Source organism: Lysinibacillus sp. NPDC058147 (assembly GCF_042884205.1).
Taxonomy (GTDB): domain Bacteria; phylum Bacillota; class Bacilli; order Bacillales_A; family Planococcaceae; genus Lysinibacillus.
This window is the reverse complement of sequence record NZ_JBHVUJ010000011.1, coordinates 1-24,837: the sequence shown is the minus strand read 5'-3', so window position 1 is coordinate 24,837 and position 24,837 is coordinate 1. Positions and strand designations below refer to the sequence as shown.

At 37.5% G+C, this 24,837-nt stretch carries 25 protein-coding genes; 16 read left to right on the top strand and 9 right to left on the bottom strand.

Translation table 11 applies throughout. From position 1 onward, the window contains the following. Positions 1-89: 89 nt before the first annotated feature. On the bottom strand, positions 90-935 hold the full coding sequence (locus ACFVT8_RS21875) for an NAD(P)H-binding protein (protein ID WP_387084127.1): 846 nt from the start codon (positions 933-935) through the stop codon (positions 90-92). Positions 936-1,449: 514 nt separating this feature from the next. Between ACFVT8_RS21875 and ACFVT8_RS21870 the strand changes: the two genes are divergently transcribed. The 6 genes from ACFVT8_RS21870 (at position 1,450) to ACFVT8_RS21845 (ending at position 6,737) form a co-directional block, all read left to right on the top strand. Next, positions 1,450-2,496, top strand: a complete 1,047-nt coding sequence (locus ACFVT8_RS21870; protein ID WP_387084129.1) for a PseG/SpsG family protein — start codon at positions 1,450-1,452, stop codon at positions 2,494-2,496. A gap of 435 nt (positions 2,497-2,931) precedes the next feature. After that, positions 2,932-3,117 (top strand): SE1832 family protein, encoded by a 186-nt coding sequence (locus ACFVT8_RS21865; protein ID WP_285397488.1) that lies wholly within the window; start codon positions 2,932-2,934, stop codon positions 3,115-3,117. 54 nt (positions 3,118-3,171) lie between these two features. After that, complete coding sequence (locus ACFVT8_RS21860) at positions 3,172-4,737, top strand: ABC-F family ATP-binding cassette domain-containing protein (RefSeq protein WP_387084131.1); 1,566 nt, start codon at positions 3,172-3,174, stop codon at positions 4,735-4,737. A gap of 148 nt (positions 4,738-4,885) precedes the next feature. Further along, positions 4,886-5,653, top strand: coding sequence for a hypothetical protein (locus ACFVT8_RS21855; RefSeq protein WP_387084133.1), 768 nt, complete (start codon positions 4,886-4,888; stop codon positions 5,651-5,653). A 212-nt stretch (positions 5,654-5,865) separates the two neighbouring features. Continuing rightward, positions 5,866-6,270 (top strand): transcriptional regulator Spx, encoded by a 405-nt coding sequence (spx, locus tag ACFVT8_RS21850; RefSeq protein ID WP_053484570.1) that lies wholly within the window; start codon positions 5,866-5,868, stop codon positions 6,268-6,270. A gap of 23 nt (positions 6,271-6,293) precedes the next feature. After that, a complete protein-coding gene (locus ACFVT8_RS21845) occupies positions 6,294-6,737 on the top strand; it encodes a MarR family winged helix-turn-helix transcriptional regulator (protein ID WP_387084135.1) in 444 nt (147 codons plus the stop codon). 331 nt (positions 6,738-7,068) lie between these two features. On the opposite strand, the gene ACFVT8_RS21840 is transcribed toward ACFVT8_RS21845, so the two are convergent. Both ACFVT8_RS21840 and ACFVT8_RS21835 read right to left on the bottom strand, forming a co-directional pair. Continuing rightward, on the bottom strand, positions 7,069-7,617 hold the full coding sequence (locus tag ACFVT8_RS21840) for an RNA polymerase sigma factor (protein WP_132360114.1): 549 nt from the start codon (positions 7,615-7,617) through the stop codon (positions 7,069-7,071). 274 nt (positions 7,618-7,891) lie between these two features. Further along, positions 7,892-9,013: a LuxR C-terminal-related transcriptional regulator gene (locus ACFVT8_RS21835; protein WP_387084138.1), complete on the bottom strand. Its 1,122-nt coding sequence runs from the start codon at positions 9,011-9,013 to the stop codon at positions 7,892-7,894. 186 nt (positions 9,014-9,199) lie between these two features. Here ACFVT8_RS21835 and ACFVT8_RS21830 point away from each other — a divergent pair, with 186 nt between their 5' ends. The 3 genes from ACFVT8_RS21830 (at position 9,200) to ACFVT8_RS21820 (ending at position 11,814) form a co-directional block, all read left to right on the top strand. Continuing rightward, positions 9,200-9,955, top strand: coding sequence for an SDR family NAD(P)-dependent oxidoreductase (locus tag ACFVT8_RS21830; RefSeq protein ID WP_387084140.1), 756 nt, complete (start codon positions 9,200-9,202; stop codon positions 9,953-9,955). Positions 9,956-9,970: 15 nt separating this feature from the next. Beyond that, a complete protein-coding gene (locus ACFVT8_RS21825) occupies positions 9,971-10,714 on the top strand; it encodes an SDR family NAD(P)-dependent oxidoreductase (RefSeq protein WP_387084142.1) in 744 nt (247 codons plus the stop codon). 230 nt (positions 10,715-10,944) lie between these two features. Further along, positions 10,945-11,814 (top strand): DMT family transporter, encoded by an 870-nt coding sequence (locus ACFVT8_RS21820; protein ID WP_387084144.1) that lies wholly within the window; start codon positions 10,945-10,947, stop codon positions 11,812-11,814. Between the two features lie 123 nt (positions 11,815-11,937). On the opposite strand, the gene ACFVT8_RS21815 is transcribed toward ACFVT8_RS21820, so the two are convergent. Continuing rightward, a complete protein-coding gene (locus ACFVT8_RS21815) occupies positions 11,938-12,363 on the bottom strand; it encodes a DUF4440 domain-containing protein (RefSeq protein ID WP_387084146.1) in 426 nt (141 codons plus the stop codon). Between the two features lie 259 nt (positions 12,364-12,622). Between ACFVT8_RS21815 and ACFVT8_RS21810 the strand changes: the two genes are divergently transcribed. Beyond that, positions 12,623-13,420, top strand: a complete 798-nt coding sequence (locus tag ACFVT8_RS21810) for a MerR family transcriptional regulator (protein ID WP_387084147.1) — start codon at positions 12,623-12,625, stop codon at positions 13,418-13,420. 21 nt (positions 13,421-13,441) lie between these two features. Beyond that, positions 13,442-14,086 carry a methyltransferase family protein gene (locus ACFVT8_RS21805; RefSeq protein WP_387084149.1) on the top strand — a complete coding sequence of 215 codons (645 nt, stop codon included), beginning with the start codon at positions 13,442-13,444 and terminating at the stop codon, positions 14,084-14,086. Positions 14,087-14,933: 847 nt separating this feature from the next. On the opposite strand, the gene ACFVT8_RS21800 is transcribed toward ACFVT8_RS21805, so the two are convergent. After that, entirely contained in the window at positions 14,934-15,380 is a 447-nt protein-coding gene (locus tag ACFVT8_RS21800) for a MarR family winged helix-turn-helix transcriptional regulator (RefSeq protein WP_387084151.1), read from the bottom strand. 151 nt (positions 15,381-15,531) lie between these two features. On the opposite strand from ACFVT8_RS21800, the gene ACFVT8_RS21795 reads away from it, so the two are divergent. The 3 genes from ACFVT8_RS21795 to ACFVT8_RS21780 all read left to right on the top strand — a co-directional run bounded on the left by ACFVT8_RS21795 (position 15,532) and on the right by ACFVT8_RS21780 (position 18,306). Further along, positions 15,532-15,936, top strand: coding sequence for an Ohr family peroxiredoxin (locus ACFVT8_RS21795; RefSeq protein ID WP_049667871.1), 405 nt, complete (start codon positions 15,532-15,534; stop codon positions 15,934-15,936). A 28-nt stretch (positions 15,937-15,964) separates the two neighbouring features. Further along, positions 15,965-16,588 (top strand): nitroreductase family protein, encoded by a 624-nt coding sequence (locus ACFVT8_RS21790; RefSeq protein WP_387084153.1) that lies wholly within the window; start codon positions 15,965-15,967, stop codon positions 16,586-16,588. Between the two features lie 335 nt (positions 16,589-16,923). Further along, a complete protein-coding gene (locus ACFVT8_RS21780) occupies positions 16,924-18,306 on the top strand; it encodes a dipeptidase (RefSeq protein WP_387084155.1) in 1,383 nt (460 codons plus the stop codon). 45 nt (positions 18,307-18,351) lie between these two features. Here ACFVT8_RS21780 and ACFVT8_RS21775 read toward each other — a convergent pair whose 3' ends face one another. Together ACFVT8_RS21775 and ACFVT8_RS21770 are read right to left on the bottom strand one after the other, a co-directional pair. Beyond that, complete coding sequence (locus ACFVT8_RS21775) at positions 18,352-18,924, bottom strand: nitroreductase family protein (protein ID WP_387084157.1); 573 nt, start codon at positions 18,922-18,924, stop codon at positions 18,352-18,354. 98 nt (positions 18,925-19,022) lie between these two features. Beyond that, a complete protein-coding gene (locus ACFVT8_RS21770; protein ID WP_387084163.1) occupies positions 19,023-19,517 on the bottom strand; it encodes an amidase domain-containing protein in 495 nt (164 codons plus the stop codon). Between the two features lie 183 nt (positions 19,518-19,700). Between ACFVT8_RS21770 and ACFVT8_RS21765 the strand changes: the two genes are divergently transcribed. Further along, positions 19,701-20,723: a DUF2804 domain-containing protein gene (locus ACFVT8_RS21765; RefSeq protein WP_387084165.1), complete on the top strand. Its 1,023-nt coding sequence runs from the start codon at positions 19,701-19,703 to the stop codon at positions 20,721-20,723. Positions 20,724-21,127: 404 nt separating this feature from the next. Here ACFVT8_RS21765 and ACFVT8_RS21760 read toward each other — a convergent pair whose 3' ends face one another. Further along, a complete protein-coding gene (locus ACFVT8_RS21760; protein WP_387084167.1) occupies positions 21,128-21,847 on the bottom strand; it encodes a glycerophosphodiester phosphodiesterase in 720 nt (239 codons plus the stop codon). A 171-nt stretch (positions 21,848-22,018) separates the two neighbouring features. Here ACFVT8_RS21760 and helD point away from each other — a divergent pair, with 171 nt between their 5' ends. Next, positions 22,019-24,259: an RNA polymerase recycling motor HelD gene (gene helD / locus ACFVT8_RS21755; protein WP_387084169.1), complete on the top strand. Its 2,241-nt coding sequence runs from the start codon at positions 22,019-22,021 to the stop codon at positions 24,257-24,259. A gap of 440 nt (positions 24,260-24,699) precedes the next feature. Here the strand turns inward: helD and ACFVT8_RS21750 are convergent. Further along, the coding region (locus ACFVT8_RS21750; RefSeq protein WP_387084187.1) for an S-layer homology domain-containing protein at positions 24,700-24,837 on the bottom strand (138 nt) is incomplete at its 5' end.

The following is a 24,837-nucleotide window of genomic DNA, read 5'->3' as shown; positions in this document are numbered from 1 at the left end:
GGCTCACGTGGAGTTGATTTCCGTTCCGGCTGGGGGGCGTCCGATGAGCCGCAAGGAGTCGCCCAACCTCCACTCCTATCAATGAACCTTTATTTATCCTCACGACGTTGGAATTTTACTTCTTTGTCTACAACGGTTTCCTCTATTTTAAATTTATCTCGATTAATCACGACTTCACGATTTACTTTATCTTCTTCATTGCTAGAACTAGATAAATTGCGCTTGTCCCAATTAAATAATTGCTCCCTTGAAACATCTTCATCCTGCATTTCTGGAAAATCTAATTTAGCCAAATCTTGAGATTGATAAATTGTAACCGGCTGTTTATCGCCATACAGTGCAATAACTATCATCGCCTTTGCAACCTGGGAGGCTTCTATAGCTCTTGAACGCTTTAATGGCCCAACTAATAGTGGCTTTGCGAGTTTTAAAACTTTCTCTCCCGCCTTTTCACCTAAGCGAAATTCCTCTCTCTCACCAACCAATAAAGATGGCCGAATAATTGAAAGTCTCTGTAAGCCTAGCTCTATAAGATCATGTTCAAGCTTTCCTTTTACTCGATTATAGTAAATTGGAGATTTTTCATTTGCCCCCATTGCTGTAATAACTAACATATGTGGGATTCCTCGATTTTTTGCTAACGAGGCAATCGTTAGCGGATATTCAAAATCAACTTTCTCAAATTCCTCACGAGATCCTGCTTTTTTAATCGTTGTTCCTAAACAACAATAAAGCTCATGTGCAAATTCAATATCTTTTTCCTCTAAAGTATCAAAATTACGAATTTTCACTTCTAGCTTCGGATGCGTAAATGCTGGTGCTCTTCGTGCAATAACCGTAACCGAAACATATTCATCATTTTCACATAGTTGTTCTACAAGAGCGGTACCTGTTAATCCAGTAGCCCCTACAACAATCGCTGCGCGCATTCCCATTGGTTTGTACCCCCTTCAAAGCTCATTTGCTCCGAATCTAACTGCCGGAACAAAATCTGCTAGCTTCTATTTTTATTGAAAAGCTGAAACAATCCTATGTATCTTTCCACAAACTCTACTTTATTTATCGACCAAAGAAGGAGCTCTTACTCATTTAATTTTAAGAGTTTTGAAAAACCATTTTAAGGAGATCACCACAATTTAACTTCTTTCAGCAGTCTCCCATCTCTATAGGTAGCGAGATGAATGCGGTTTTAAGCCACTTTTCAGGGGTGCCCAAACATCCGCTGAAAAAGAGGAACTCAGTCTAAGAACGCCACGTCCTGTGGCAATTTATCTGTGCGAAAGCGCAGCGTCAGTGGCAAATGTTTTCTGTAGCGAAAGCGAAGCGACAGCTACAATTATGCCGAGGCATAATTGATATTTGTCATAATTTATCTAATCCTAATTTTTTACACATACTTGCCCATCATTCACCATAGTTTAAATAGACGGATGAAAGGATGGGATACATTTGCAAAACGAAACTCAAGCAATGGAACTAAAAAAGACGATAGTTTTCATTATTGAAAGCTGTATCGATAAAGGGCTGTATCCTTTTGAACGGGTTGCAACGCTGGCAAAGCTACTTACAAATGAAAAAGTTTTCATATTTGTAAAGACCCCTTCAAATGATGGAATTCAAATTTTAATGAATGAAAATCTCTCGCCAATCTTATTTGAACATTTCGATGAGCTACCGAAGCAAATGAAAGGTATTCAGCCTGATTTAATTGTAAGAGATGGTCGTAACTCCGAAAGCTGGCAAGTACAAAATTTACGACCGTTCTGCAAAACAATCATTCATTTTGATGATTTGGGTGAAGGTGGCCAAGCCTGTGACTGTGTATTGCTAGCACTCTATCAAGAAGTTAAAGATTATTTACCATCTCATTATATTGGTGGTAGTTTCAATTTCGCATTACCACAAGCTTTTCAGAATTTTGATGATCGACCAGACAGTAAAATACCTGAAGATCCGCCTCATATTGTTGTTGCTTTTGAGGATGGGGACGAGCATAACTTAACCTACCGAACTCTTCGTCACTTAACGCAGCTACAAATCCCACTACAAATTACAGTAATGATTGATGATAGCTATCGACATGCAACAGATGATTTGCAAATGATGGTACTTAGTCGTCGTAATACTGCCATTCTTCGTGATAAAAACGCACTCCTAAAACTATTACCTAAAGCAGATATTATTATTTGTAATGCTAACTACACGCCTTATAAAATCGCCTCTTATGGTGTTCCTTGTATTACTCTTGCACAAACTGAGGCTGAGCTATTACATGCCTTCCCTCGCGAACAGAACGGCTTTATTCATCTTGGACTTGGTCGCAAAATGAAGCAATCACAAATTCAAAACGCTGTCATGGAATTTTTATTACATGAGGCCCGAAGCGAACGCGCTGTTAAAAAACAACGACAGCTCAATCTAGCAAGTAACAATGAAGCACTACAGTCATTGCTTTTAGATTTCGCTTATGATCGACATAATATCGCTTCTACTTAGTGATTCTTTGCAGGTGGATATGATACAATATAGTAGAAATTTCACTTTCACTTATCTGTAATTACAAGAAGTGAATTCAAGCACCATAAGTACCCGATTGATAGTAACTAATAAGCGGTGGGGGATAAAAAAACCTCCATCGCTTTTACTTCTTTCAGTGGGCGTCCAAACACCCGCTGAAAGAAGTTAAAGCCTCCGGCGGATGTCACAGATTCGAAAAGGAGTTCACAGAGGATGTTAGCCTAAAATCATCACATCATGCGATAACGGCTAACTGGCCTGCGTCGGTGCTGCTGACGCTGCGTTAGCACTACGCTTTCGCACAAAAAACATCTGCAGGCCTAAGCACAAAGCCGATTCCGGACGCAATTATGCCGAGGCATAAATTGATACGCATTCGTTATACAAATAAACACACATAAAGGAGCAATTATCATGCCATCAAAAAGCGATATTGAATATCAAATTAAAGAGCTTAAAATGGATTATATGAATTTACAAGGCGATATCGAAAAACTTGAATCTACAGGTCATAATGATCAAGTAGCAAAAGCTGAGCAACGCCTTGCAAATATGGAAGCAACACTAGCGGAATTGAATAAACAATTAGCAGAACTATAAAAATGATATTAGCGGTCATAAAAAAAGCTTAGCCGCTATCTCGGAGGAACATATATGGCAATATTAACAGTGGAAAATTTAGGTCATTCTTTCGGTGACCGCACGCTTTTTAAAGATGTCTCTTTTCGTCTAGTTGAAGGTGATCATATTGGTCTTGTAGGTGCAAACGGTGTTGGTAAGTCAACATTAATGGGCATCATTACAGGCCAAACAATCCACGATACTGGGAAGGTTGAATGGCTTCCAGGAACACATTACGGTTATTTAGATCAGCACACTGTTTTGACAGCTGGTCGAACTATGCGTGATGCATTACGTGACGCTTTTCTTCCTTTATATAAAAAAGAAGAAGAGCTTAATGAAATTACAGGAAAAATGGCTGAAGCAACACCTGAAGAATTAGAAGTTTTACTAGAACAAATGGCAGAGGTGCAAGATGCGCTGGATGCAGGTGATTTCTATTCTCTTGATATGAAAATTGAAGAGGTTGCACGAGGTCTTGGTCTTGATGCAATCGGCTTAGAACGTGATGTTGCTGCCCTTTCAGGTGGTCAACGTACAAAGGTTTTACTAGCCAAGCTATTACTTGAAAAACCAAAAGTATTATTACTAGATGAGCCGACGAACTATTTGGATGAAGAACATATTACATGGTTAAAAAACTATTTAAAGAACTACCCACACGCTTTCTTATTAATTTCGCACGACACAGAGTTTATGAACGACACGGTGGATGTTATCTTCCAACTAGAATTCTCAAAATTAACTCGCTATACAGCGACATATGAAAAGTTTTTAGAGCTTGCTGAAATCAATAAACGCCAGCATATTGATGCTTATGAAAAACAACAAGAATTCATTAAAAAGCAAGAAGATTTTATCGCGAAAAATAAAGCTCGCTACTCAACTACTGGCCGTGCAAAATCTCGCGCCAAACAACTTGACCGCTTAGAGCGTATCGATCGCCCTGAAACAGCTGTAAAGCCTGAATTCGGTTTTAAAGAGGCACGTTCTTCAAGTCGTTATGTAGTAGAGGCTGAAAACTTAGTCATTGGATACGACAAGGACAAGCCGTTACTTCCCCCACTTACATTTGAGATTGAACGTGGGGAAAAAATTGCCCTAGTCGGTATGAATGGTGTCGGTAAATCAACATTATTAAAAACGATGTTAGGCAAAATAAATCCACTAGATGGAAAAGTGATTCGCGGTGACTATCTTTACCCATCTTACTTCGAACAAGAAGTAAAAGCTGAAAAGATTACACCTATTGATGATGTGTGGAATGCCTTCCCTTCTATGGAGCAAGCACAAGTACGTGCAGCATTAGCTCGCGCAGGACTAAAAACAGATCATATTACTCGCCCACTTAATTCTTTATCTGGTGGTGAGCAAGCAAAGGTACGTTTATGTAAGTTAATGATGGATGAAACAAACTGGCTTCTATTTGACGAACCGACGAACCACTTGGATGTCGATGCAAAAGATGAGCTAAAGCGTGCTATGAAAGAATTTAAAGGCACAATCGTACTAGTAAGCCATGAACCTGAATTCTATGAAGGTTTAGCAACAAAGGTTTGGAATGTCCAAGACTGGTTTACTTCAGGACAACAAAGCTAGAAATATTATTAATATGGGCAGTTACCGGTGTGATTCATGGATTACTCGGGGCTGCCCTTTTTTTGTGTTTAACATTTGCCGTGGGTAAGGTTTCCGGGACTACACTTGCGTATTTGACCAGTTCTTTGGAGTACCTGAGCACTTTTCCATGGTACCCGAGCAGTTCTCTCGCTTACCTGAGCACTTCTACTACTTACCTGATCAGTTCTCCGGCTTACCCGATCACTTCTACTACTTACCTGATCAGTTCCCCGACTTACCCGATCACTTCTCTTACTTACCTGATCAATTCTTCGGTTTACCCGATCACTTCTACTACTTACCTGATCAGTTATCCGGCTTACCCGATCACTTCTACTACTTACCTGATCACTTCCCCGACTTACCCGATCACTTCTCTTACTTACCTGATCAATTCTTCGGTTTACCCGATCACTTCTACTACTTACCTGATCACTTCTCCGGCTTACCTGATCACTTCTCTTACTTACCTGATCACTTCTCCGGCTTACCCGATCACTTCTACTACTTACCTGATCACTTCTCCGGCTTACCCGATCACTTCTCCTACTTACCTGATCACTTCTACTACTTACCCGATCACTTCTCTTACTTACCTGATCACTTTTCCTTCTTACCTGATCACTTCTCCGGCATACCCGATCACTTCTCCTACTTACCTGATCAGTTCCCCGGCATACCCGAGCATTTCCCTAACCTACTCGAGCTTTTGGAAATGGTCCTCTTCACAGCCCACAAAACAAAAATTTATTTATTTAGGAATAAAAACCTGTATTCAATCATATTAATAATGAGTGGATTAACAATATATCTATCTCCATTAATTCAGACTATTTCTCTCTATATTAGAGTAGCTCTCTTTATTCTACGAACTTCTATTATTAATATTGAGTAAACTTACATCATTGTAAGCTGAATTTACGAAACTTTTCGCTCTTTTGTGCGTATATTTTAGTGTAGTAAAAAAAATTCATTTCTGTTTAAAAATTTTCAAATTAACTATTGATTTATATATAGCTTACTAGTAAGATATATGTATAACCTAATTAACTTACTAATAAGATATATATTAAATATAATCCTAAAAAAGAAAGCGGGGAATGAAGAATGACAGTTACAATTTATTCACAAGCGAGCTGTTCTTCATCCAGAAAAGCATTAAAATGGTTAAAAGATCACAAAATCGAATATAAAGAAAAACGTATTACTTCACATCCACTAACACTTGCTGAATTTAAAGAAATTTTAAGCATGACAGAAGATGGAACAGACGAAATCATTGCAACTAACTCAAATGATTTTAAAAATTTAAATGTTGATATTGATCAGCTCTCTATTCAAGAGTTGTTTGCCATCATCCAAGCTCACCCAAGAATGTTACGTAGCCCGATCTTAATAGATGAAAAACGTATACAAGTTGGGTACAATGAGATGGACATTCGTCGTTTTATTCCACGTAGAGTACGTGCTTATGAGTTAAACGCGATGACAAGATTGGCACAAGAAAGTTAAAACAGTTTTGGAGTTGACCTTATATGGATCAAGAAAAAGAAAGAGCCATTACCTCGTTGTTTGAAGTAGTATCTTCCATTGAGCGTAAGTGGGCAAACGAGTGGAATAATCATAATGTACTCGGCTTTTCAAAATCCCATATTTTAATTTTAGACTACTTATCGCAGGAGGGACCGAAACGCCCTTCTGCCATTGCTGATCGGTTAAAAGTGACGACAGGTGGTGTCACTGTTTTAACAACTAAGCTCATTAATGCTGGCTTTATTGAAAAGACACAGCATGCAACAGATCGACGAGCATCCCAATTGAAAATTACTGCTGATGGCGAAAATATTTTAGAAGATTCCCGCCAGCAAGTTACCGAACTTATACAAAATTTGTTTGGTATGCTGTCAGCTGATGAGGTACAAACATTACGAGATATTTTTGTAAAATTACTCAACGCCGAACCTAATCGACCTGAGTAAAAGTTTCATTTTCACACCTTAAAAAGTTAGATATGCATCTAACTTTTTAAGGTGTTTTTCTTTTGGCGCGATTTTCGGATGACTGCCCCCCTCCCCCCTCACTTTTATCAGCGATGTTTGATGGTCTATCAGCGATTCCGCATCTTTTATCAGCGATATTCAATGGTCTATCAGCGATTCCTGCTCTTTTATCAGCGATGTCCATTCTTCCGGCGATAAATATCATCAAAAAAGATGCATCGCAAAGTAATTTTGCAATGCATCTTTTTTGGGATTGGCCGAGCGAATACTTCCGTCTAAGTAATTATGCTAGTGCGACCAATGCATTTAATTATGCTGGTAGCACAGACTCTACTATGGATGCATCGGCCATTAGCATTTCTTTTAAACGAGCTTTTGCACGGAATAAGCGAGATTTCACAGTTCCAATTGAAACTTTCATAATTGAAGAGATTTCTGCAAGTGAAAATTGGTCTATGTAGAAATACCATAATGTTTTACGATAGATTGTATCTAATTGACCCATTTTATCCTGTACTAATTTAGTAACAATATCTTTTTCGATTTTTTCTTCTGTTGAAATGTCATTGTTGGGAACCAAATCTAAAATCGGTACGTCTAATGTTTCAGGTTGGTTCATCATGTATTTACTACGTCGTGTTTTTTTACGATAGCGATCTCTAAATGTATTCATTGTAATTGTTGTTAGCCAAGCTTTAATATGCTCTACCTCGGCAACGCTATCTTCATAGCGCACAACTTTTACCCATACTTCTTGCATTAAATCTTCAGCTTCTACATTATTGCGAGTAAGTTTTAAACATAGGTGGTATATGTAACGATTGTATTCCTCATATACGCCTTCTAATTTTTCATTCATTGTGTATTCCTCCGCTTCTTGTTCTTGCTTCTATACACATTCTCGCAAAATAATGTATTACACTCTATCGTATTGGCTTTCAATTACATTACAATCGTGTAAGCTTAAATGCTTTCACTTGTAATATTCGTAAATAATGTTTTATTACTATATTTATTTTTCGAGGAAAAGCTTTATAACACGCCCCTACCTCCTTTTTTTATTGTATAACCAATAGCATTCCCTTAAATTTCCTAACATAAAATAATTCTGATTTTTCATGTATTTCAAACACTTATTTCAATAGCCCCAATCGAAAGGCAGAAGCGACAACTTGAGTGCGGTTCTTTGCTTTTAGCTTTGTCATTAGACTACTGACATAATCTCTTACTGTATGCTCACTTAAAAACAGTAAGCTACCTATTTTTTTATTGTCATACCCTTCTGCTAGTAAGCCCAAAATCATTGATTCTCGTTCTGTTAAGTGAAGCTCAGAGGCGTTCTCCGTTTTTTCACCTTTTCTTGATAAAAATAACCCCAAGCGTTTCCCAACTTGTTCAAGTAACTGTAATTCATCTTTGGTGCAATCAAATTCTTCTCCTAGCTGATCAAATGTCAGCCATCCAAACAATTGATCTTCATGAATAATCGGTATAAAAATCACCGAGGACAAATCAAATAATTTTATATGCTCTTCTTTTACATAATTTTTAGGGTCTCTTAAATAAATCGGTTTCTTGGAGCCAAAAACTAAATGTTGTGCAGTGAGCTGGCCCTTCATGCTCTGTACTTTTGAAAGCTCTGCACCAATGACCCCGTAAAATTGATTTGACCATGGGACATATGCGTAAAAGACACATCTTTTATATTGAAAATACTCTTCACATTTTTTTAATATAAAGGCTAAATCTTGATATCCAGAACAACGAATCAGTAGCTTATTAAGTTGATCTAACAATAGGAGGTTTTTCAGTTCTAAACTTTCATGTGAATCAGACTTTGTCTTATGCTCTTCCTCACATTTGTTATAACTTTGAACAAGATAAGTAAACAGCGATAGTAAAAACATGACTATTGCGTTCATTCGGCTATGTTTCTGTTGAATCATAAAGGTAATCAAGGATTTCTCAAATATTAATTGAAACAGGTTAAAGCTTCCCATATCTATAATGGATAATTGTGATTGAAGCCACGTATCTAAATAACCTCCATATTCTTCATTGATATCTTCAATTTCAATATGAGTTAACAGAAGAATAAACGAATACAGCAGCATCTTAGTCCTTTTTCGATCCGACTCAGAAATAGAAGGCTCTAGATTAAGATAGATATTTATATTTTCTTCTAGCTGTTTGCTATAAATTTTAATGAACAAGACGAATTCTTGGAATGTAACTTCTTCATATGAATGGGTCATATAAATCCTACTCCTTCACAATCCATTACCCTATAAATGGACGATATTAACTCAATATTATACAGCACCTTATAGGATAGTATTTCAAAATGAAACGAGTATGATGGAAGTATCACTAGATATTAGTGAATACTTTTGAAGCCTGAGGTAATCATAAAACTATGATAAGAAAGGTACGTGCTTGTTATGAGACTAGAAAATAAAGTAGCCATTATTACAGGTGGCGGTACAGGAATTGGTAAAGAGACTGCACTATTATTTGCTAAAGAAGGAGCAAAAGTAGTTATTACAGATATTAACGAACAATCAGGAAATGCAACAGTAAAGGATATCCAAGCAATTGGTAGAGAAGCACTTTTCGTACGTCATGATGTGGGCAACGAAGATGATTGGAAAAAGGTTGCAGATGAAACAATCCATACTTTTGGCAAAGTTGATGTTCTATTCAACAATGCTGGTATTTATATTATTAAGCCTATGGCAGAAATTGAATTAGCCGAATGGAATCGTTTAATGTCCATTAATGTGACAGGTGTATTCCTTGGAATGAAACATATTATGCCACTAATGGCTAAACAAAATAAAGGCTCTGTCATTAATGCATCATCGATAGCAGGTTTAACCGGAGCAGCTGGACATGTTTTATATGGAGCTAGTAAAGGTGCAGTTCGTATTATGACAAAGGATGCTGCGATGGAATATGCCGACGCTGGTGTTAGAGTAAACTCTATTCATCCAGGTTACATCGATACTGGGATGGCGGACTATGCATCAGAAACAACAGGTAACTCTAAAGAGCAATTAGGTAAAAACCTCTTCCCATTAGGACGTTTAGGCTCTGTCAACGAAGTGGCTAAGATGGTATTGTTTTTAGCCTCTGATGAGTCTTCTTTCTCAACAGGAGCCGAATTCGTCATTGATGGTGGAGCAACAGCAAAATAAAAGGCGGGATAAAAAATGAAATTAAAAGATAAAGTAGCAATCGTAACAGGTGGCGCAAGCGGCATTGGCGAAGCAACTGTTCGCCTATTTGTTGAAGAAGGAGCAAAAGTAGTTATTGCTGATTTCTCAGATCGTGGACAAAGCATCTCAGAAGAATTAAATAGTAATGGATACGATACTCTTTTCATCAAAACAGATGTAACAAAAGAAGAAGACATCCAAAACATGATTAATGAAACGGTCAATAAATACGGTAAGCTAAATATTATGTATGCAAATGCTGGCGTAGCTGATGATGCTCCAGCACATGAATTATCCTACGAAAAATGGAAAAGAACGATTGATATTAATTTATCAGGTGTATTTCTTTCTGATAAATATGCCATTGAACAATTTCTTAAACAAGGTACAGGCGGTGTCATCGTTAATGCTGGTTCCATTCATAGTTTTGTTTCCTTACCAGCTCCAACAGCCTACTCCTCTGCAAAAGGAGGCGTAAAACTGTTAACACAAAACTTATGTACTACTTATGCAAAGGAAGGCATTCGTGTTAATGCCGTATGTCCGGGATACATCGACACTCCCCTACTCTCTGAAGTAGATGCTCAACAGAAAGAATATTTAGCTTCACTTCATCCACAAGGTAGACTTGGTAAACCAGAGGAAATAGCAAAAGCTGTGCTATTTTTAGCTAGCGATGATGCAAGCTTTGTCAATGGTACTACTCTTCTTGTCGATGGCGGTTATACAGCTCAATAATCTATTACATGGTCTGAATTCGGTATACTTTATCGAGCTCAGACCATTTTTTACTAATCAAATTCAAAAAAATGTTATATGATAAATGAAATACTATTAAAAGGGGCTGGGTATTATGATCTTCTCACCATTATTTGAACAGGATGTACCTGAAGTTATTCTCCCTTAACGGAGAATCTTCATATCTCCGTTAAGGACAGGAATTGTCTAGAGATAACGGAGGGGAAAAAATGAAAAACACCTTATTAGGTTCCTTATATTTATCACTTGCTGCTAGCATTTGGGGTGGCATGTATGTAGTAGTTAAAGTAGTTGTCGATACCATACCACCGATAGAATTAGTATGGCTACGCTATATGATTGCCATAATCGCTTTGTTCATCATTGGCACTATTACAAAACAATCCTGGCGAATTGATAAACGGGACTGGCTGTTAATTTTTATGATTGGGCTAATTGGCAATACGATTTCTATCGTTGCCCAAGAGGTAGGTACTATGCTGTCTACTGCTCAAATGGGCGCCATCATTACTGCAACGACACCGGCATTTATGGTTGTTTTTGCGAGATTCATTTTAAAAGAAAAAATCACCTTAAAAAAAGCCGTTTCTATTATTCTCGCGACATTCGGAGTCTATATGATCGTCGGTAGTGCACATATCGATTCCTCCCATCAATTAGGTGGAGTTGCTCTACTAATCGCGGCCCTAACCTGGTCACTGATGTCTGTCCTTATTAAACGGGTACCGGAGCAGTATTCACAAATTGTTGTCACTAGCTACGGAACACTTGTCGCTATCATTGTCTTAACACCTTTAGCCATTCCGCGACTAATAAAATTAGACTTCCATGCTATGGTAGAACCTTCAATCTGGGGTGGCCTACTCTACTTAGGCGTGATCTCTACAGCGTGTGGCTTCTTACTTTGGAATCGTGGATTACAGATGCTCAATGCTGCAAGTGGCGGTTTATTTTTCTTCTTTCAACCAATCGTCGGTACCTTCCTAGGATGGCTATTACTAGGCGAACAAATAGGCGTATCCTTTTGGGTTGGAACTGCTTTAATCTTTAGCGGTGTACTATTGGTTATTCGTGAATAAGCATACTAAAAGCTGAATGATCTCTGATCTGGCCAAAAAAAGTTAGATTGATGTCTAACTTTTACGGGGCAGATCACTCTCTCATTCAGCTTTTTATAAGAAGTTACTTAGAGCGACTCGAGGTTAGTTAGAAATAAAAGATTCCGAATTCAGGTGCTCACAATATTCCCTTATTAATTTCCATTCATCATTTTGTTCTCTCCTAAATCTCTGAACAAATAATTTCACTACATCTATAAATTTCCCATCCATTTCAAAGGTTACCCAAAACGTTGCAATCACTTCATTTTCAGATGCAGGTGTAATGTGCAATTCTTTAAAGTGCCATTTTGGTTCATGACCTTCATACTGTTTATATGCCTCTACCCAACCATTACAAGTCTCTTCATATCCCCAATCTGCAATATCAGTACCAGGACCTACCCACCGTACTTCTATATCCGGTGAAATCAAAGCATTCATCTCATCTGCGCTGCAACCATTCCATACTTTTTGAAAACGATTAAAAAAACTTTGAAAATCTTCGATTAAAGTCGTCGTAGAAGACATTTAAAAACCCCCTCATAAAATATAGTTCAGTATATATATTAACAGAAAACTTAAAATTCGGAATTTTTTAACTATATAAATAGTCCGTTTTGGTCAAAAAATTTGAGGTTTAAATCAAATTCATTGAACTACTCCCCCCTAATGCAGTCACACAATCTATTACTCCCCAATTCCTCTTATATGACTATAAAAAATTTAGCTACATTGATTGACCCTCCCCTTACAGGAAACATTATATTTATAACAGGAGGTGATTGTTATGCTTACAATCGGTGAGTTTTCAAAGATCTCACATCTCACATTGAAGACTCTTCGCTACTATGATGAGATTGGACTTTTAAAACCTGCTTTCATAGACACTAAAAACAACTATCGCTATTATAATATTTCTCAATTAGAAACAGCTTTATTGATCGCACGCTTAAAAAGCTATTTATTTTCGTTAGATGAAATCAAGGTTATTTTAGCTAATTGGGAGGATACCGAACTTCTTCACTCTAAAATGAAAGCCAAACAAGAAAATCTGACACAACAGATTACATTTTATTCTTCATTGTTAAAAAAATTAAAGATTGATATTCAACTGATAGATGAAGAGGAAAATATCATGGGTTATTTAGATCAGATTGAGATTAAACTTGTTGATCACGTAACCTATAATATACTATCTCAACGAAAACAAATGAATACCGCTGATTTTCTAATTCACTTTAATGAGCTGTTTAGTAAAATTTTGTTTGAGAATTTATCACCTATTGCTAAACCACTCGCTATTTTCCATAGTTCAGAATATGAACCTGAAAATTATGATGTAGAAATTGCCATTCCTCTTGCGATTGCCACAAATAAAACAAAAGTGTTTAATCCCGGTCTTTGCGCAATGGCTACACTTATTGGCTCTTACGATGAATTACCTTCTATTCATACAAAGCTGCATGTTTGGATTGCTGAAAATAACTATAAACTGAACGGTGCTCCGTTTGAAATTTACCAAACGGATCCTTATAGCACACCAGAGGTGAATAATATCATAGAGGTGTATTTTCCCATTAAATAAAAAATGAAGGAGCGTCTTAAAATGTATGGTATAAACAAATCAACGATAAAAGAAAAGATATTAATTTTGGTTGCTGAGATTATTTATTTAATCATTGCCTATTATTTGCTTTTCATTACATATGACAAATCGGGCATTTCACTAGGACTTTTTATTGCTCTAATTATTACAGCTTTACGATTAACAGCTATGATGTTTATATGGTTGCCTAGAGGTATTGCATGGCAAGAAGCGATCATGAACAGTATAGCTTTTGGGATTTACTATTTAGGTTTCCCCATTTTAATGATTTCTAGTAATCAAGATCCAAACTTAACGGTACTTACTGTAGGTTGGATATTGTTTTTAGGAGGCAGTTTGTTAAATACAGTTTCAGAGTTACTTAGAAAACCTTTTAAAGACAATCCTTTAAACCAAGGTAAACTCTATACAGGCGGTTTATTTAAATATGCGATTCATATTAATTATCTTGGAGATTGCCTTTGGGTACTAGGCTTAGCGCTAATATCTAACAATATTTATAGTTTGCTTATCCCTCTAGGTTTATTCTTAGTATTTGTTTTTGGCTATATTCCAAAATCTGATGATTACTTACAAAACAAGTACGGAGAACAATTTACACTATATAAACAGAAAACTAAAAAGCTAATTCCTTTTATTTGGTAATAGCAGCAACCTCTAAAAACAAAGCAAGATCACCTATTGTAAGGTGATCTTTTTTAACTTCTTTGAGAAAATGTCTTTTGCACCGAAAGCGTAGCGACAGGTACAAAAGAAATCTGTAACTGACACTTTATTACCATCTTTAAAAAGAATATGCTTTCATGCTTACTTATTCATTTTCTTGTTAAGTAATTTATTATTAGATATAGCAACTTCTATTAGACCAATCATACATAAAGCTAAAAATAATAGTGACCAGTCGATTTTCCCATCTAAGAAAAGCGTATAGATAACAGAAATTACACAGTAACAAAATATTATACAAGCAACGACTATTCCTTTTTTATTTTTATTCTTCATCTTCTCACAACTTTCCATCATATATATCAAGGTAATTATACCATAATTAGGTAATGATCAAGTTATTTATAATATTGGCACTGCTTACTGCTTTAACTATCTTTTCATACGACTCGTTAATACAGCCCCGTTATTTAAAGAACCTACCTATTGCACTTGAGATTAATGATTTCTCTGTTTTACAAGCTGTTCATCATTTATATTCCTAGATATTAGATATCGTATCCCCTTGTATTGATTCCTTACCATCTTTGAAAAGAATACGAATGACTTTCCATATACAATATCAGGGAAATCCATTACCTGAAAATGAATATATGGTTCTGATGAATTACCAGAGTGTCCGCATTTCTTAAAAACACCTGCTTATCCCTATTTTTATTATATAAAATAGAAAAACGCCAACTTGATAGCTGGCGTTACTAAATAATACAATTTGATTATTTTGGGGCTGAATCCTGTGTGGGTTGATTCAATGTCAAAAATCAGTTTATTTCCCCAGCTTTCTATCCTTAACTGGCAAGTCGTTTTGTAATATATCTTGAAGGACGATTTTCAGCTGCATATACTGCTGCTCTGAAATATTCGTTTGCTTCATTACTTGACGTGACACTTCAGGTAGCTTTTGGCGTACTTCAACTCCTGCTTGTGTTAAATAGATATTCATTTGTCGCTCGTCTTCCTTGGAACGCTCACGACAGACGTAGCCTGTTACCTCTAACTTTTTTAGTACCGGTGTTAATGTACCAGAGTCTAAAAATAAACGTTGCCCCAATTCCTTCACCGTAATTTGCTCATCGTCCTCTAGGGCTAGTATGGCGATATAACCTGTATATGTTAAATCGTATGGCTTTAATAACATCGTATATTGACGAATGATTTCCTTTGAAGTCGCATACAAAAGAAAGCATAGTTGATTATCTAAATGATTCGGCATAGGAATCCCCTCTTTAAGTACTTTTGATACTATTCATATTAAAAATAAAGTTTCTACTTGTCAAACACAATTAAATTGTATACAATCAATATTGCACAATTAAATTGTATACAATCTAATTAAAGAGTGCCATAGAAAGGAGTTTTATCTTATGAAAGAATTATATACAACAACAATGATTAATAACGGTGGGCGTAATGGTAAATCGTATGCAGAGGATCAATCGTTATCATTAAATATTGCACCACCTGGCTCGAAATTAGCAGATGTTACAAATCCAGAACAACTATTTGCAGCAGGTTATAGTGCTTGCTTTAATAGCGCGTTAGATTTAATTAAACGCCAAAAGAAAATTCAAGGGGCATCAACAATTAAAGCAACGGTTAAACTAATGGAGCAAGCTGCATTTGACTACGTGCTTGCTGTCGACATCGAAGGGCATATTGAAGGCTTATCGATTGAAGAAGCACAACAATTATTAGAGATTACACATACCGTTTGTCCATATTCAAAAGCCACAATGGGTAATATCAATGTAACAATTAAAGCGGTTTAATTTATATTTAGTAAAAGAGGGAAATAAAATGACAACTACACCAGTAAAACAAATTATGCACGAACGTAAATCGGTTCGTAAATACAATGCTAACACAACGATTTCTCGTGAAACGATTATGCAACTGTTAGAAGATGCAACCTCATCCCCATCTTCAAGTAATATGCAGCCATGGCGCTTTATCGTCATCGATGATAAAGAAATCCAAAAGAACATTAATATTTTTTCATTTAATCAAGAACAAATCGAAACAGCATCTGCCATTATCGCTGTCATTGGAGATACAGAAATGTATCTAAATGCAGAGGAAATTTATGCGAAAAATGTTGAGCTGGGCTATATGCCTGAAGAAATTGCAAGTAAGCTTGCTCAGGATTCTCTAGCAATGTATGGTGCGATCCCAAAAGAGGCGCTACTAAATATCGTTCACTTTGACGCAGGCTTAATTTCAATGCAAATTATGCTATTAGCGAAGGAAATGGGCTATGATACAGTCCCAATGGGAGGCTTCGACAAATCAAAATTTGCTGAATATATGGAATTACCATCGAACGAAGTGCCTATTTTATTACTAGCGATTGGCGAGGCAGCTGGACCAGCTTATGGTTCTTCACGTCTTCCAATTGAGCGCCTTGTACGTTTCAATAAATAACGATCGATTTTAGCAATGTCCTTGAATGCATTTGGAGGGCATTGCTTTTTTTGAACTTTTAGATTGGACTGTACTGCCAAAAACAACGATACATGGTTTAAGGCATACATACTGTAGCATCTTATTAAATCGTGAACTCAATGTGAAAGTTACACCAAAGATGATTTGAGGCTGAATCTGTATCACTCCTTGGTCAAATTTCACAAGATAGTGGAGCTAAAATTGGGGCTAATCATTAATAAAAAAAGTCAGAACCCATTGCTATAACAAGATTCCCCAACCACATTATGCTATACTATTTCTATTATCGAAATATTTGAAAAGAGGGATGCTAGATGACAAATTTACAGCAATTAGATGCGTATTTCTCAGAACATCGTGAAGCACACTTAAGTGAATTAAATGAATTTTTACGTATTCCAAGTATTAGTTCTTTATCAGAGCATAAAGGAGATATACAAAATGCTGCTGAGTGGCTGGCAAACGCTTTTAAAAAGCTAAATCTTGAGAATATCTCTATTACGCAAACTGCAGGTCATCCTGTTGTTTATGCTGATTGGTTACATGCAGAGGGTAAACCAACTATTCTATTTTACGGTCATTATGATGTACAGCCGGTTGACCCATTAAATTTATGGGAAACTGAGCCATTCAACCCTACAATCCGAGATAACAAACTATTCGCTCGTGGTGCTAGTGACGATAAAGGACAAGTGTTTATGCACTTAAAAATGATTGAAGCATTATTTGCGACAACTGGAACTTTACCTGTGAACGTGAAGTTCATCTATGAAGGTGAAGAAGAGATTGGTAGTCCTAACCTTCCTGCCTATGTTGAAGAGCATAAGAAGAAACTAGCTGCAGACTTAATTTTAATTTCTGATACAGGTTTATACGGTCCTGGTAAGCCTGCTGTTTGCTATGGATTGCGTGGCTTAACAGGGGTTCAAATTGATGTTCGTGGTGCAAAAGGAGACCTTCACTCCGGTCTTTACGGAGGCGGTGTTCAAAACGCTATTCATGCATTAGCTGATATTTTAGCATCCTTCCGTGATGAGCATGGCACAATTCAAGTTGAAGGCTTCTACGATAAAGTTTTACCATTATCTGAAGAGGAACGCGAAGCTTATCGTGCGCTTGGTTTTGATGAAGAATCCGTGAAAGAAGAAGTTGGCGTGAAGGAATTATTCGGTGAAGCTGGCTATTCATACTTAGAACGTACTTGGGCACGCCCAACATTAGAGGTTAATGGTGTGTTCGGTGGCTTCTCTGGCGAAGGAATTAAAACCGTACTTCCTGCTGAGGCTGGCGCAAAAATCACATGCCGTCTAGTACCTAATCAAGAGCCAAATGAAATTGTAGCACTATTAAAAGCACATATTGAAAAACATAAGCCAACTGGCGTTGAAGTGACTATCTCTGAATTCGATAAAGGTCGTCCATTCTTAACACCATTTGATCATCCATTTATCCAAGCTGCTGGCCGCTCATACGAAAAAGTATATAATGTGCCAACTGCTTACACACGTGGAGGAGGATCAATCCCTATCGTGGCTGCCTTTGATGAAATTTTAGAATTGCCAGTAGTGCTAATGGGCTTCGGCTTATCAAGCGAAAACTTCCATGCACCAAATGAACACTTCCATTTAGAAAACTTCGATAAAGGATTACGTGTTTTAAGTGATTATTTATTCGAGGTAGCTGAATTACAAAAGTAAAACTACAAATCCCCTCGTTTCTTGTAACGAGGGGATTTTGCTATATTATTCTCCAAAAATCGTAACAACATCTGCTGATGCTTTACGTTCTTTCCCTTTTGGTACTTCATCAAAATAGCCAACTTGTAGCATCGCGATTACGCGCTCACCCGGCTGAACCTTTAAGGCTTCACGGAATTTCGGATTATCTAGGAAGCCAGGCGTTTTCCAGCATGAGCCTATTCCTTTATCCCAAGCTAACAATTGAATATTTTGAATAAAAATACTTGCAGCTGCGTAATCTTCTAATCGCTCTTTTTGTCGAGCATCCTCAGGAACGATTACAAAAGCATAGCCACCCGGTAATGTAAATTTCGTCATTTGCTTCGCTAAATCTTCACTTGAAAGCTCCTGCCATTTCGGTATCGCTAGATCACGCAATAAATTATGAAGAGCAGATAACTCCTCACCACAAGCAACGACTAAACGCCAAGGCTCTCGATTCCCATGATTAGGTGCCCATACGGCATCGTCAATAATGGCCATTAAATCTTCACGATCTACAGGCTGGCCATTAAATTTTTTAATAGAACGACGCGCAATAATCGCGTCCCTAACAGACAAAAATTTTTCGCTCATATACTCATTTCTCCTTCTATAACTATACAATAATTAAAATGTATATCTTCTATCCTTCACATTATCATAAAATGATGAGCTTTAACACTGCTATCTCCTTAAGCAAAACTATCGTCTATATGAATGAAATGATAAGTCATGCTTGGCGTATAGGCTGTTGAATCTTCATAAAAATACGGCCGATTAATACTATCGGAAGTATGTGCATTAACATATGGGATACCATTTTTAATACTTGTCACAAGTAAGGAATGATCAATCCTTCCATCCCCTTGAAAATCCAAAAAAACAATATCTCCAAGATCTAATTCTTCAGCAGATTGTACACGCCTACCCTTCAACCCAGTTGTAGAGCCTTCCAAATACCATCTAAGGGAATGTGCAACAGACCAGCTAAAGCTCCAATTTCCATGCTGAAGCCACCAACCCTTCCCTCTGTTTGGTGCACCTCTCATCGGTGCACCTCCGGCAAGTAAACATTGAGATATATAGTTCGTACAATCAACAGTAAAATTCGGAAATGCTGGATTACGCCTATTCCACCACAAGTTCGCATACTGTACAGCGGCCTGTCTGTTATACATTTTTGCCACACTCCTCCTCCTTATGTTCAACATATGTACAAAGAGTGGTTTCTATTAGTTAGGTCCTTATTCATAAAAATGTCGAATGTGGTCTTAATTGGAACTAACTTTGCCAATTCTAAGATAGTTTTTGCTACAATAAGGGTAAGGAATTATAGATTTTTATTTTATGAATCAGAAGGGATGTTGAAATTGAAGCAGCATGCTGAGAAAGAAATTATACAACCTACTCTTTTATGCGATAAAAAAGGTAATTTAAATCCAGCTGCCATCGGATTTGCACGTAAACCTCTTATAAACAGCAATTTAAGTGGCCATATCATGCGCAAAAAGAAATGGAATTATTGGTGTGTCTACGGTGATGAGATCATCTTCTCAGCTACTATTAGCCATCTAGATTATGCAGCGGTCTGCTTCGTCTATTTCCTTGAATATGAAACACAGCGCTACTTTGAAAAAACAATTACCATTCCATTGGGTGGGAAGTTAAAAATGCCTACACAGGTGCTAGATTCAGTATCCTTCAAAAATAGTGACATGATGATTGATATGACATATGTACAAAATGAAACACATCTATCAGTTTCGATCCCTGACTTCGATGGAGATGTTTTACGTGCAAAACTTGTCATTCAGCATCCGCCTACAGATGAATCATTGAATGTAGTCATCCCTTGGAACCGTAAAACATTCCAATTTACAGGTAAGCATCATATACTCCCTACTTCTGGATTTGTAACAATTGGTAATCGCCGCTTCACATTTTCCCCTGAGGAAAACTTCTCTGTCTTAGAATACAGTCGTGGCGTTTGGCCACGTACATTCACATGGAATTGGGGAATGGCCTCACAACGAGTTCGAGGTAGACGAATTGGACTCAATTTAGGTGGTAAATGGACAGACGGAACTGGCATGACCGAAAATGCTGTTTTCGTTGAAGGTAAAATGACAAAAATACATGAGGATGTACTGTTCAATTATGATCAAGAGGATTTAATGCAACGATGGAAAATTAAAACTAAATTCACTAACCAAGTTTCATTAACATTCTCCCCATTCTTCGAGCGTGTATCCGTCACAAAAGCTGGTCTCATAAAATCTGAAGTACATCAAATGTTTGGCTATTACGACGGCTCCGTGCTACTAGACAATGGAGAAACACTTGTAATCAAACAAATGCTAGGCAGCATCGAAGAAAATCGCGTCAAATGGTAGAAACAGAAAATTATCTTGCTATATTCTTTCTCATACTTGGATTTAACGCACTGACATTCGCACATTCTCAGTGCGTTAAATCCGAAAAAGCCCTTGAATAACGCCTTTATCGGCGATTTAGCGGTTTTATCCGTTGCTTTGACTGGTTCTAGCCATCAATCTGTCGGGCTATCCACGATTTTGGCTGTTTTATCCACGACTTTGGGGATTCTATCCGCAGATTCGGCACTTTTATCCGTCGCTCTGACCATTCTTTGCGTAGCTTCGACTCTTCTTTCCGTCGCTCTGATTTCTATCCGTCACCTTGGCTACTCTTTCCGTCGCTCTCGACTTCCTATCCGCCACTTTAACCTTTCTTTCCATCGCTCTAATTTCTATCCCCACCCCGGGCATTCTATCCAATTTTATTCAGTCAATCCCGACACTATCTTTTCCGGGTCATCTGTAAATATTGCCTGTACATCGAGCTTCTGTAATTGCTTTGCGTGCTCGACATCATTAACTGTATACACACGTACAGTTGCTCTTTCATTAAGAGCTTCCTGAACTGATCTTCGATACGCTGCAGGTAAGCTGACATGTATAGCATCTGCCGGGATTTGTGCTGTATAGCCATTAAAATCAACTAAAATTTCTGCAAACAGCGCTGCTTTTTCAATGTACGGCGCTCTTTGTGCGACAATCCGAATAGATTCATGATTAAAAGAGGAAATGATTACTCTCTCTGTCATTTGATATGCAGCAACTTCCTTAATAACAAGAGCTTCTATCCCGTTATAAGGAAATACATCGGTTTTAAGCTCAATATTAATGCGATGATTTGTGCCCGCAAATAGCTCTAAAACGTCTCCTAGTGTTGGAATGCTTTCACCTTCAAATTTAGAAGAAAGCCATGAACCAAAATCAAATGCACGAAGCTCTTGTAGCGTATAATCCTTTACGAAGCCAGAGCCGTTAGAAGTGCGATCGATTGTTTCATCATGAATAACGACTAACTCCCTATCCGCGGTTAAATGAACATCTAGTTCAATCCCTGTAATCGGTAGTTTTGATGCGGCCACAAAAGCAGCCATTGTATTTTCTGGGTAATGTGCCGAAACGCCTCTATGGGCAAAAATATCCAAATTCGATAACCTCCTGTTTCGCCCACCTCTCAATAGAGTAGTTGGTGGGCCATTATATTTCGATTTTCCTTCTCCCTTAATAGCCTATTACAATTTCACTTGATGGTAAATATTATATATAGTAGTATGAGAATCTACTTGAAAATGTAAGTACTTAGGAGGTGCTAAAAAATGACTGCACAACATCCAGATTTTCAGGCTGAAGTGGAGCGGCTAGCTTACACTAAAAATTACATGCAGCAAATTTTAAATGAATCACAAAGAGGTTTGCAATCTGCTCAGGAGAATATTCGTAAGTCGATGGCAGATCTTGATTATTTAGATTCCAGTTTGGGCTATATTAATATCTTAGCAAACGCCCGCTTCTTTGAAATGGCTCGAAACCAAAAGGAAGGCTTAGAGGCTATTCAAAAAAAGCCATACTTTGCCCGAATTCATTTTCAAAAGACAGGTGATCCTGAAGAATTTCTTTATATCGGAAAAACTTCTTTGTTTCACCGAGAAACCCACGAGCCTATTATCGTCGATTGGCGTTCACCGGTAGCAAACGTCTATTATGATGGTCGTCTTGGGGATATGGAATATGATGTTCGCGGAGAAATCCATAAAGGACACTTATTTGCCAAGCGACAATATAAAATTAATGATGGTGAATTGCTTGATTTACGGGATATTGATTTAACAACAAACGATGAATTACTGCAAGAGGCATTAGCAGGAAAGGCAGATGTACGTTTGACAGAAATCGTCTCCACCATTCAAAAGGAGCAAAACGAAATTATTCGAGCACATCTCCGTCAGCCTATTATTGTACAAGGTGCTGCTGGTAGTGGAAAAACAACCATTGCCCTACACCGAATATCTTACTTCCTCTACACGATGGGCGAGCATTTCAACCCTGAGCAGCTCATGATTTTAGCACCAAATAAGTTATTTATCGATTATATTGGTGATGTTTTACCAGAGCTTGGTGTCGATAAAATTTGCCAAACAACCTTTAGCGATTACGTTTTAGCCGCGACGAAGCTAAAACTGAAACTTCAAAATCCAAATGAGCAATTAGAATCTCTTGTTGCAGGAGAACCTCAACAGGCAGCTTCTTGGATATCTGAAATGAAGGGCTCTCTTTATTACCGTGATGTAATAGAACGTTATATTCAAAAGATCGAGCAGGAAATTGCCAATCAATTTGAGGATGTTTTCATTGAAAAATATTGCATAATGCGCGCTTCCCATTTAAAGAAGCTATTTTTATATGAATTTTCTTATATGCCGATTGAAAAACGACTAGCACATATTAAAAAAGTGCTTGCAAGCCATGCACGTCAAAAGAAACAGGCTATTTTAAATACGCTCCATAAAAAATATGATGAAGCACTTGGCAGAGCACTTGATGGATTTCGTGATGATGACAAACGACGTCGTGTTGTCACGAAGTTTATTGATGAGCGTGATGAACGAATTCCTGCCATTGAAAAAGAGGCAAAGTCAACCGCAACTGTTTATATGCGACGCTTTTCTAAACATAACATCAAGACTCTCTATCGTACGCTTCTAACAAATGCAGAGCTTTTAGCAGAGCTTGCTCCGGAATGGCATTATCTTGAGCAACAGCAATTTTTACAAGCACACGCTAAAGAACAATGGGTCCTTGAAGATTTAGCTGCACTTTATTATTTACAAGCTCGTATAAAGGGCATTCCAGATGAATGGAAAATGCGAGTTGTTTTTATCGATGAAGTACAGGACTATAGTTTATTTCAGCTTGCTGCTTTAAAAACTGGGCTTGAAACAGATATGTTTACAATGGTCGGTGATTTAGCACAAGGAATTCACAGCTATCGTTCTCTCACTGCCTGGGAACCTGTCCAAAATCTATTTCCTAGAGCAAGCTTTAGAACACTGCAAAAAAGCTACCGAACGACAATTGAAATTATGGAAGTTGCGAACAAGATTTTAGCCCAAATGGATGAACAACTTCCATTAGTAGAGCCAGTAGTTCGCCATGGCAATGTACCAACCTATATACAGGCTGCATCATTTGATGCCCTGCAAATACAAGAAATTTTTGAAGCCATTCGAGCCAATGGACATCATTCCGTTGCTTTAATTTGTAAAACGACTGCAGAGGCGATTACAATGCAGCGAGCATTAAAAGACAAAAAAATTGCTTCGCAGCTCCTAACTGAAAATGAGTCCATCAATCAGGAATTATTGCTCGTTGTTCCGAGTCATTTAGCAAAAGGCCTTGAATTTGATGCTGTTATCGTAGCTGCCTTCGATACACCTTTCTACGATACGAAGGTCGATCGCAAGCTACTTTATGTGGCACTCACTCGAGCTATGCATGAGCTTTATTTAATCGGCCCAACAAAAAATACATTTCTATTAGAAAATGAACAGATGCAATAATCAATTTCGGCTTGGCGTAATTATAGCTGCCGCTCTACTTTCTCTACAAAAAAACATTTACTGAAAGAAGATAAAAAAGTCGCTATTAAGGCGACTTTTTTGCATTTAAATCTCATTTATCGATTCCGAGGCGGTATACGGTAAAACCTCCCTCTGGATAAGTACGCTTTCACAACTTTCCACCATGACCTTGGTGCTTCCCTTGGAGGAGACTTCTTTTTAGGTAGTGCCGGCATGCGCATGATAACGACTCCTTTCGTAGGCTTACTAATACTATATGAAGATAGTTACAAATTTATGATAAAAAGACTCCCAATATCTTACTGTGACTTCTCAGTTTATTCGCAAAAGCATCGGGATCTTATCCATTTTTTGTACCTTTGTCTAAAAATCGAAAGAGAGATATATCGAATATACGATACATCTCTCTTTTTCTCGTTTTATAAACCAAGTGCTCGGTACATAAACGCTGTAAATTGTGCGCGTGTTAAGTTTTCATTTGGTCTAAAATTACCGTTTTCATCGCCTAGTGCAATGTTATGGTCTGCTAGAGTGGCAATATATCCACTCGCCCAGTG

What these genes read in the sequence shown, in the direction of transcription:
- ACFVT8_RS21875 (WP_387084127.1), bottom strand. Translation starts at nt 935, where the DNA reads ATGGGAATGCGCGCAGCGATTGTTGTAGGGGCTACTGGATTAACAGGT.
- ACFVT8_RS21865 (WP_285397488.1), top strand. Translation starts at nt 2,932, where the DNA reads ATGCCATCAAAAAGCGATATTGAATATCAAATTAAAGAGCTTAAAATG.
- ACFVT8_RS21860 (WP_387084131.1), top strand. Translation starts at nt 3,172, where the DNA reads ATGGCAATATTAACAGTGGAAAATTTAGGTCATTCTTTCGGTGACCGC.
- ACFVT8_RS21855 (WP_387084133.1), top strand. Translation starts at nt 4,886, where the DNA reads ATGGTACCCGAGCAGTTCTCTCGCTTACCTGAGCACTTCTACTACTTA.
- spx (WP_053484570.1), top strand. Translation starts at nt 5,866, where the DNA reads ATGACAGTTACAATTTATTCACAAGCGAGCTGTTCTTCATCCAGAAAA.
- ACFVT8_RS21845 (WP_387084135.1), top strand. Translation starts at nt 6,294, where the DNA reads ATGGATCAAGAAAAAGAAAGAGCCATTACCTCGTTGTTTGAAGTAGTA.
- ACFVT8_RS21840 (WP_132360114.1), bottom strand. Translation starts at nt 7,617, where the DNA reads ATGAATGAAAAATTAGAAGGCGTATATGAGGAATACAATCGTTACATA.
- ACFVT8_RS21835 (WP_387084138.1), bottom strand. Translation starts at nt 9,013, where the DNA reads ATGACCCATTCATATGAAGAAGTTACATTCCAAGAATTCGTCTTGTTC.
- ACFVT8_RS21830 (WP_387084140.1), top strand. Translation starts at nt 9,200, where the DNA reads ATGAGACTAGAAAATAAAGTAGCCATTATTACAGGTGGCGGTACAGGA.
- ACFVT8_RS21825 (WP_387084142.1), top strand. Translation starts at nt 9,971, where the DNA reads ATGAAATTAAAAGATAAAGTAGCAATCGTAACAGGTGGCGCAAGCGGC.
- ACFVT8_RS21820 (WP_387084144.1), top strand. Translation starts at nt 10,945, where the DNA reads ATGAAAAACACCTTATTAGGTTCCTTATATTTATCACTTGCTGCTAGC.
- ACFVT8_RS21815 (WP_387084146.1), bottom strand. Translation starts at nt 12,363, where the DNA reads ATGTCTTCTACGACGACTTTAATCGAAGATTTTCAAAGTTTTTTTAAT.
- ACFVT8_RS21810 (WP_387084147.1), top strand. Translation starts at nt 12,623, where the DNA reads ATGCTTACAATCGGTGAGTTTTCAAAGATCTCACATCTCACATTGAAG.
- ACFVT8_RS21805 (WP_387084149.1), top strand. Translation starts at nt 13,442, where the DNA reads ATGTATGGTATAAACAAATCAACGATAAAAGAAAAGATATTAATTTTG.
- ACFVT8_RS21800 (WP_387084151.1), bottom strand. Translation starts at nt 15,380, where the DNA reads ATGCCGAATCATTTAGATAATCAACTATGCTTTCTTTTGTATGCGACT.
- ACFVT8_RS21795 (WP_049667871.1), top strand. Translation starts at nt 15,532, where the DNA reads ATGAAAGAATTATATACAACAACAATGATTAATAACGGTGGGCGTAAT.
- ACFVT8_RS21790 (WP_387084153.1), top strand. Translation starts at nt 15,965, where the DNA reads ATGACAACTACACCAGTAAAACAAATTATGCACGAACGTAAATCGGTT.
- ACFVT8_RS21780 (WP_387084155.1), top strand. Translation starts at nt 16,924, where the DNA reads ATGACAAATTTACAGCAATTAGATGCGTATTTCTCAGAACATCGTGAA.
- ACFVT8_RS21775 (WP_387084157.1), bottom strand. Translation starts at nt 18,924, where the DNA reads ATGAGCGAAAAATTTTTGTCTGTTAGGGACGCGATTATTGCGCGTCGT.
- helD (WP_387084169.1), top strand. Translation starts at nt 22,019, where the DNA reads ATGACTGCACAACATCCAGATTTTCAGGCTGAAGTGGAGCGGCTAGCT.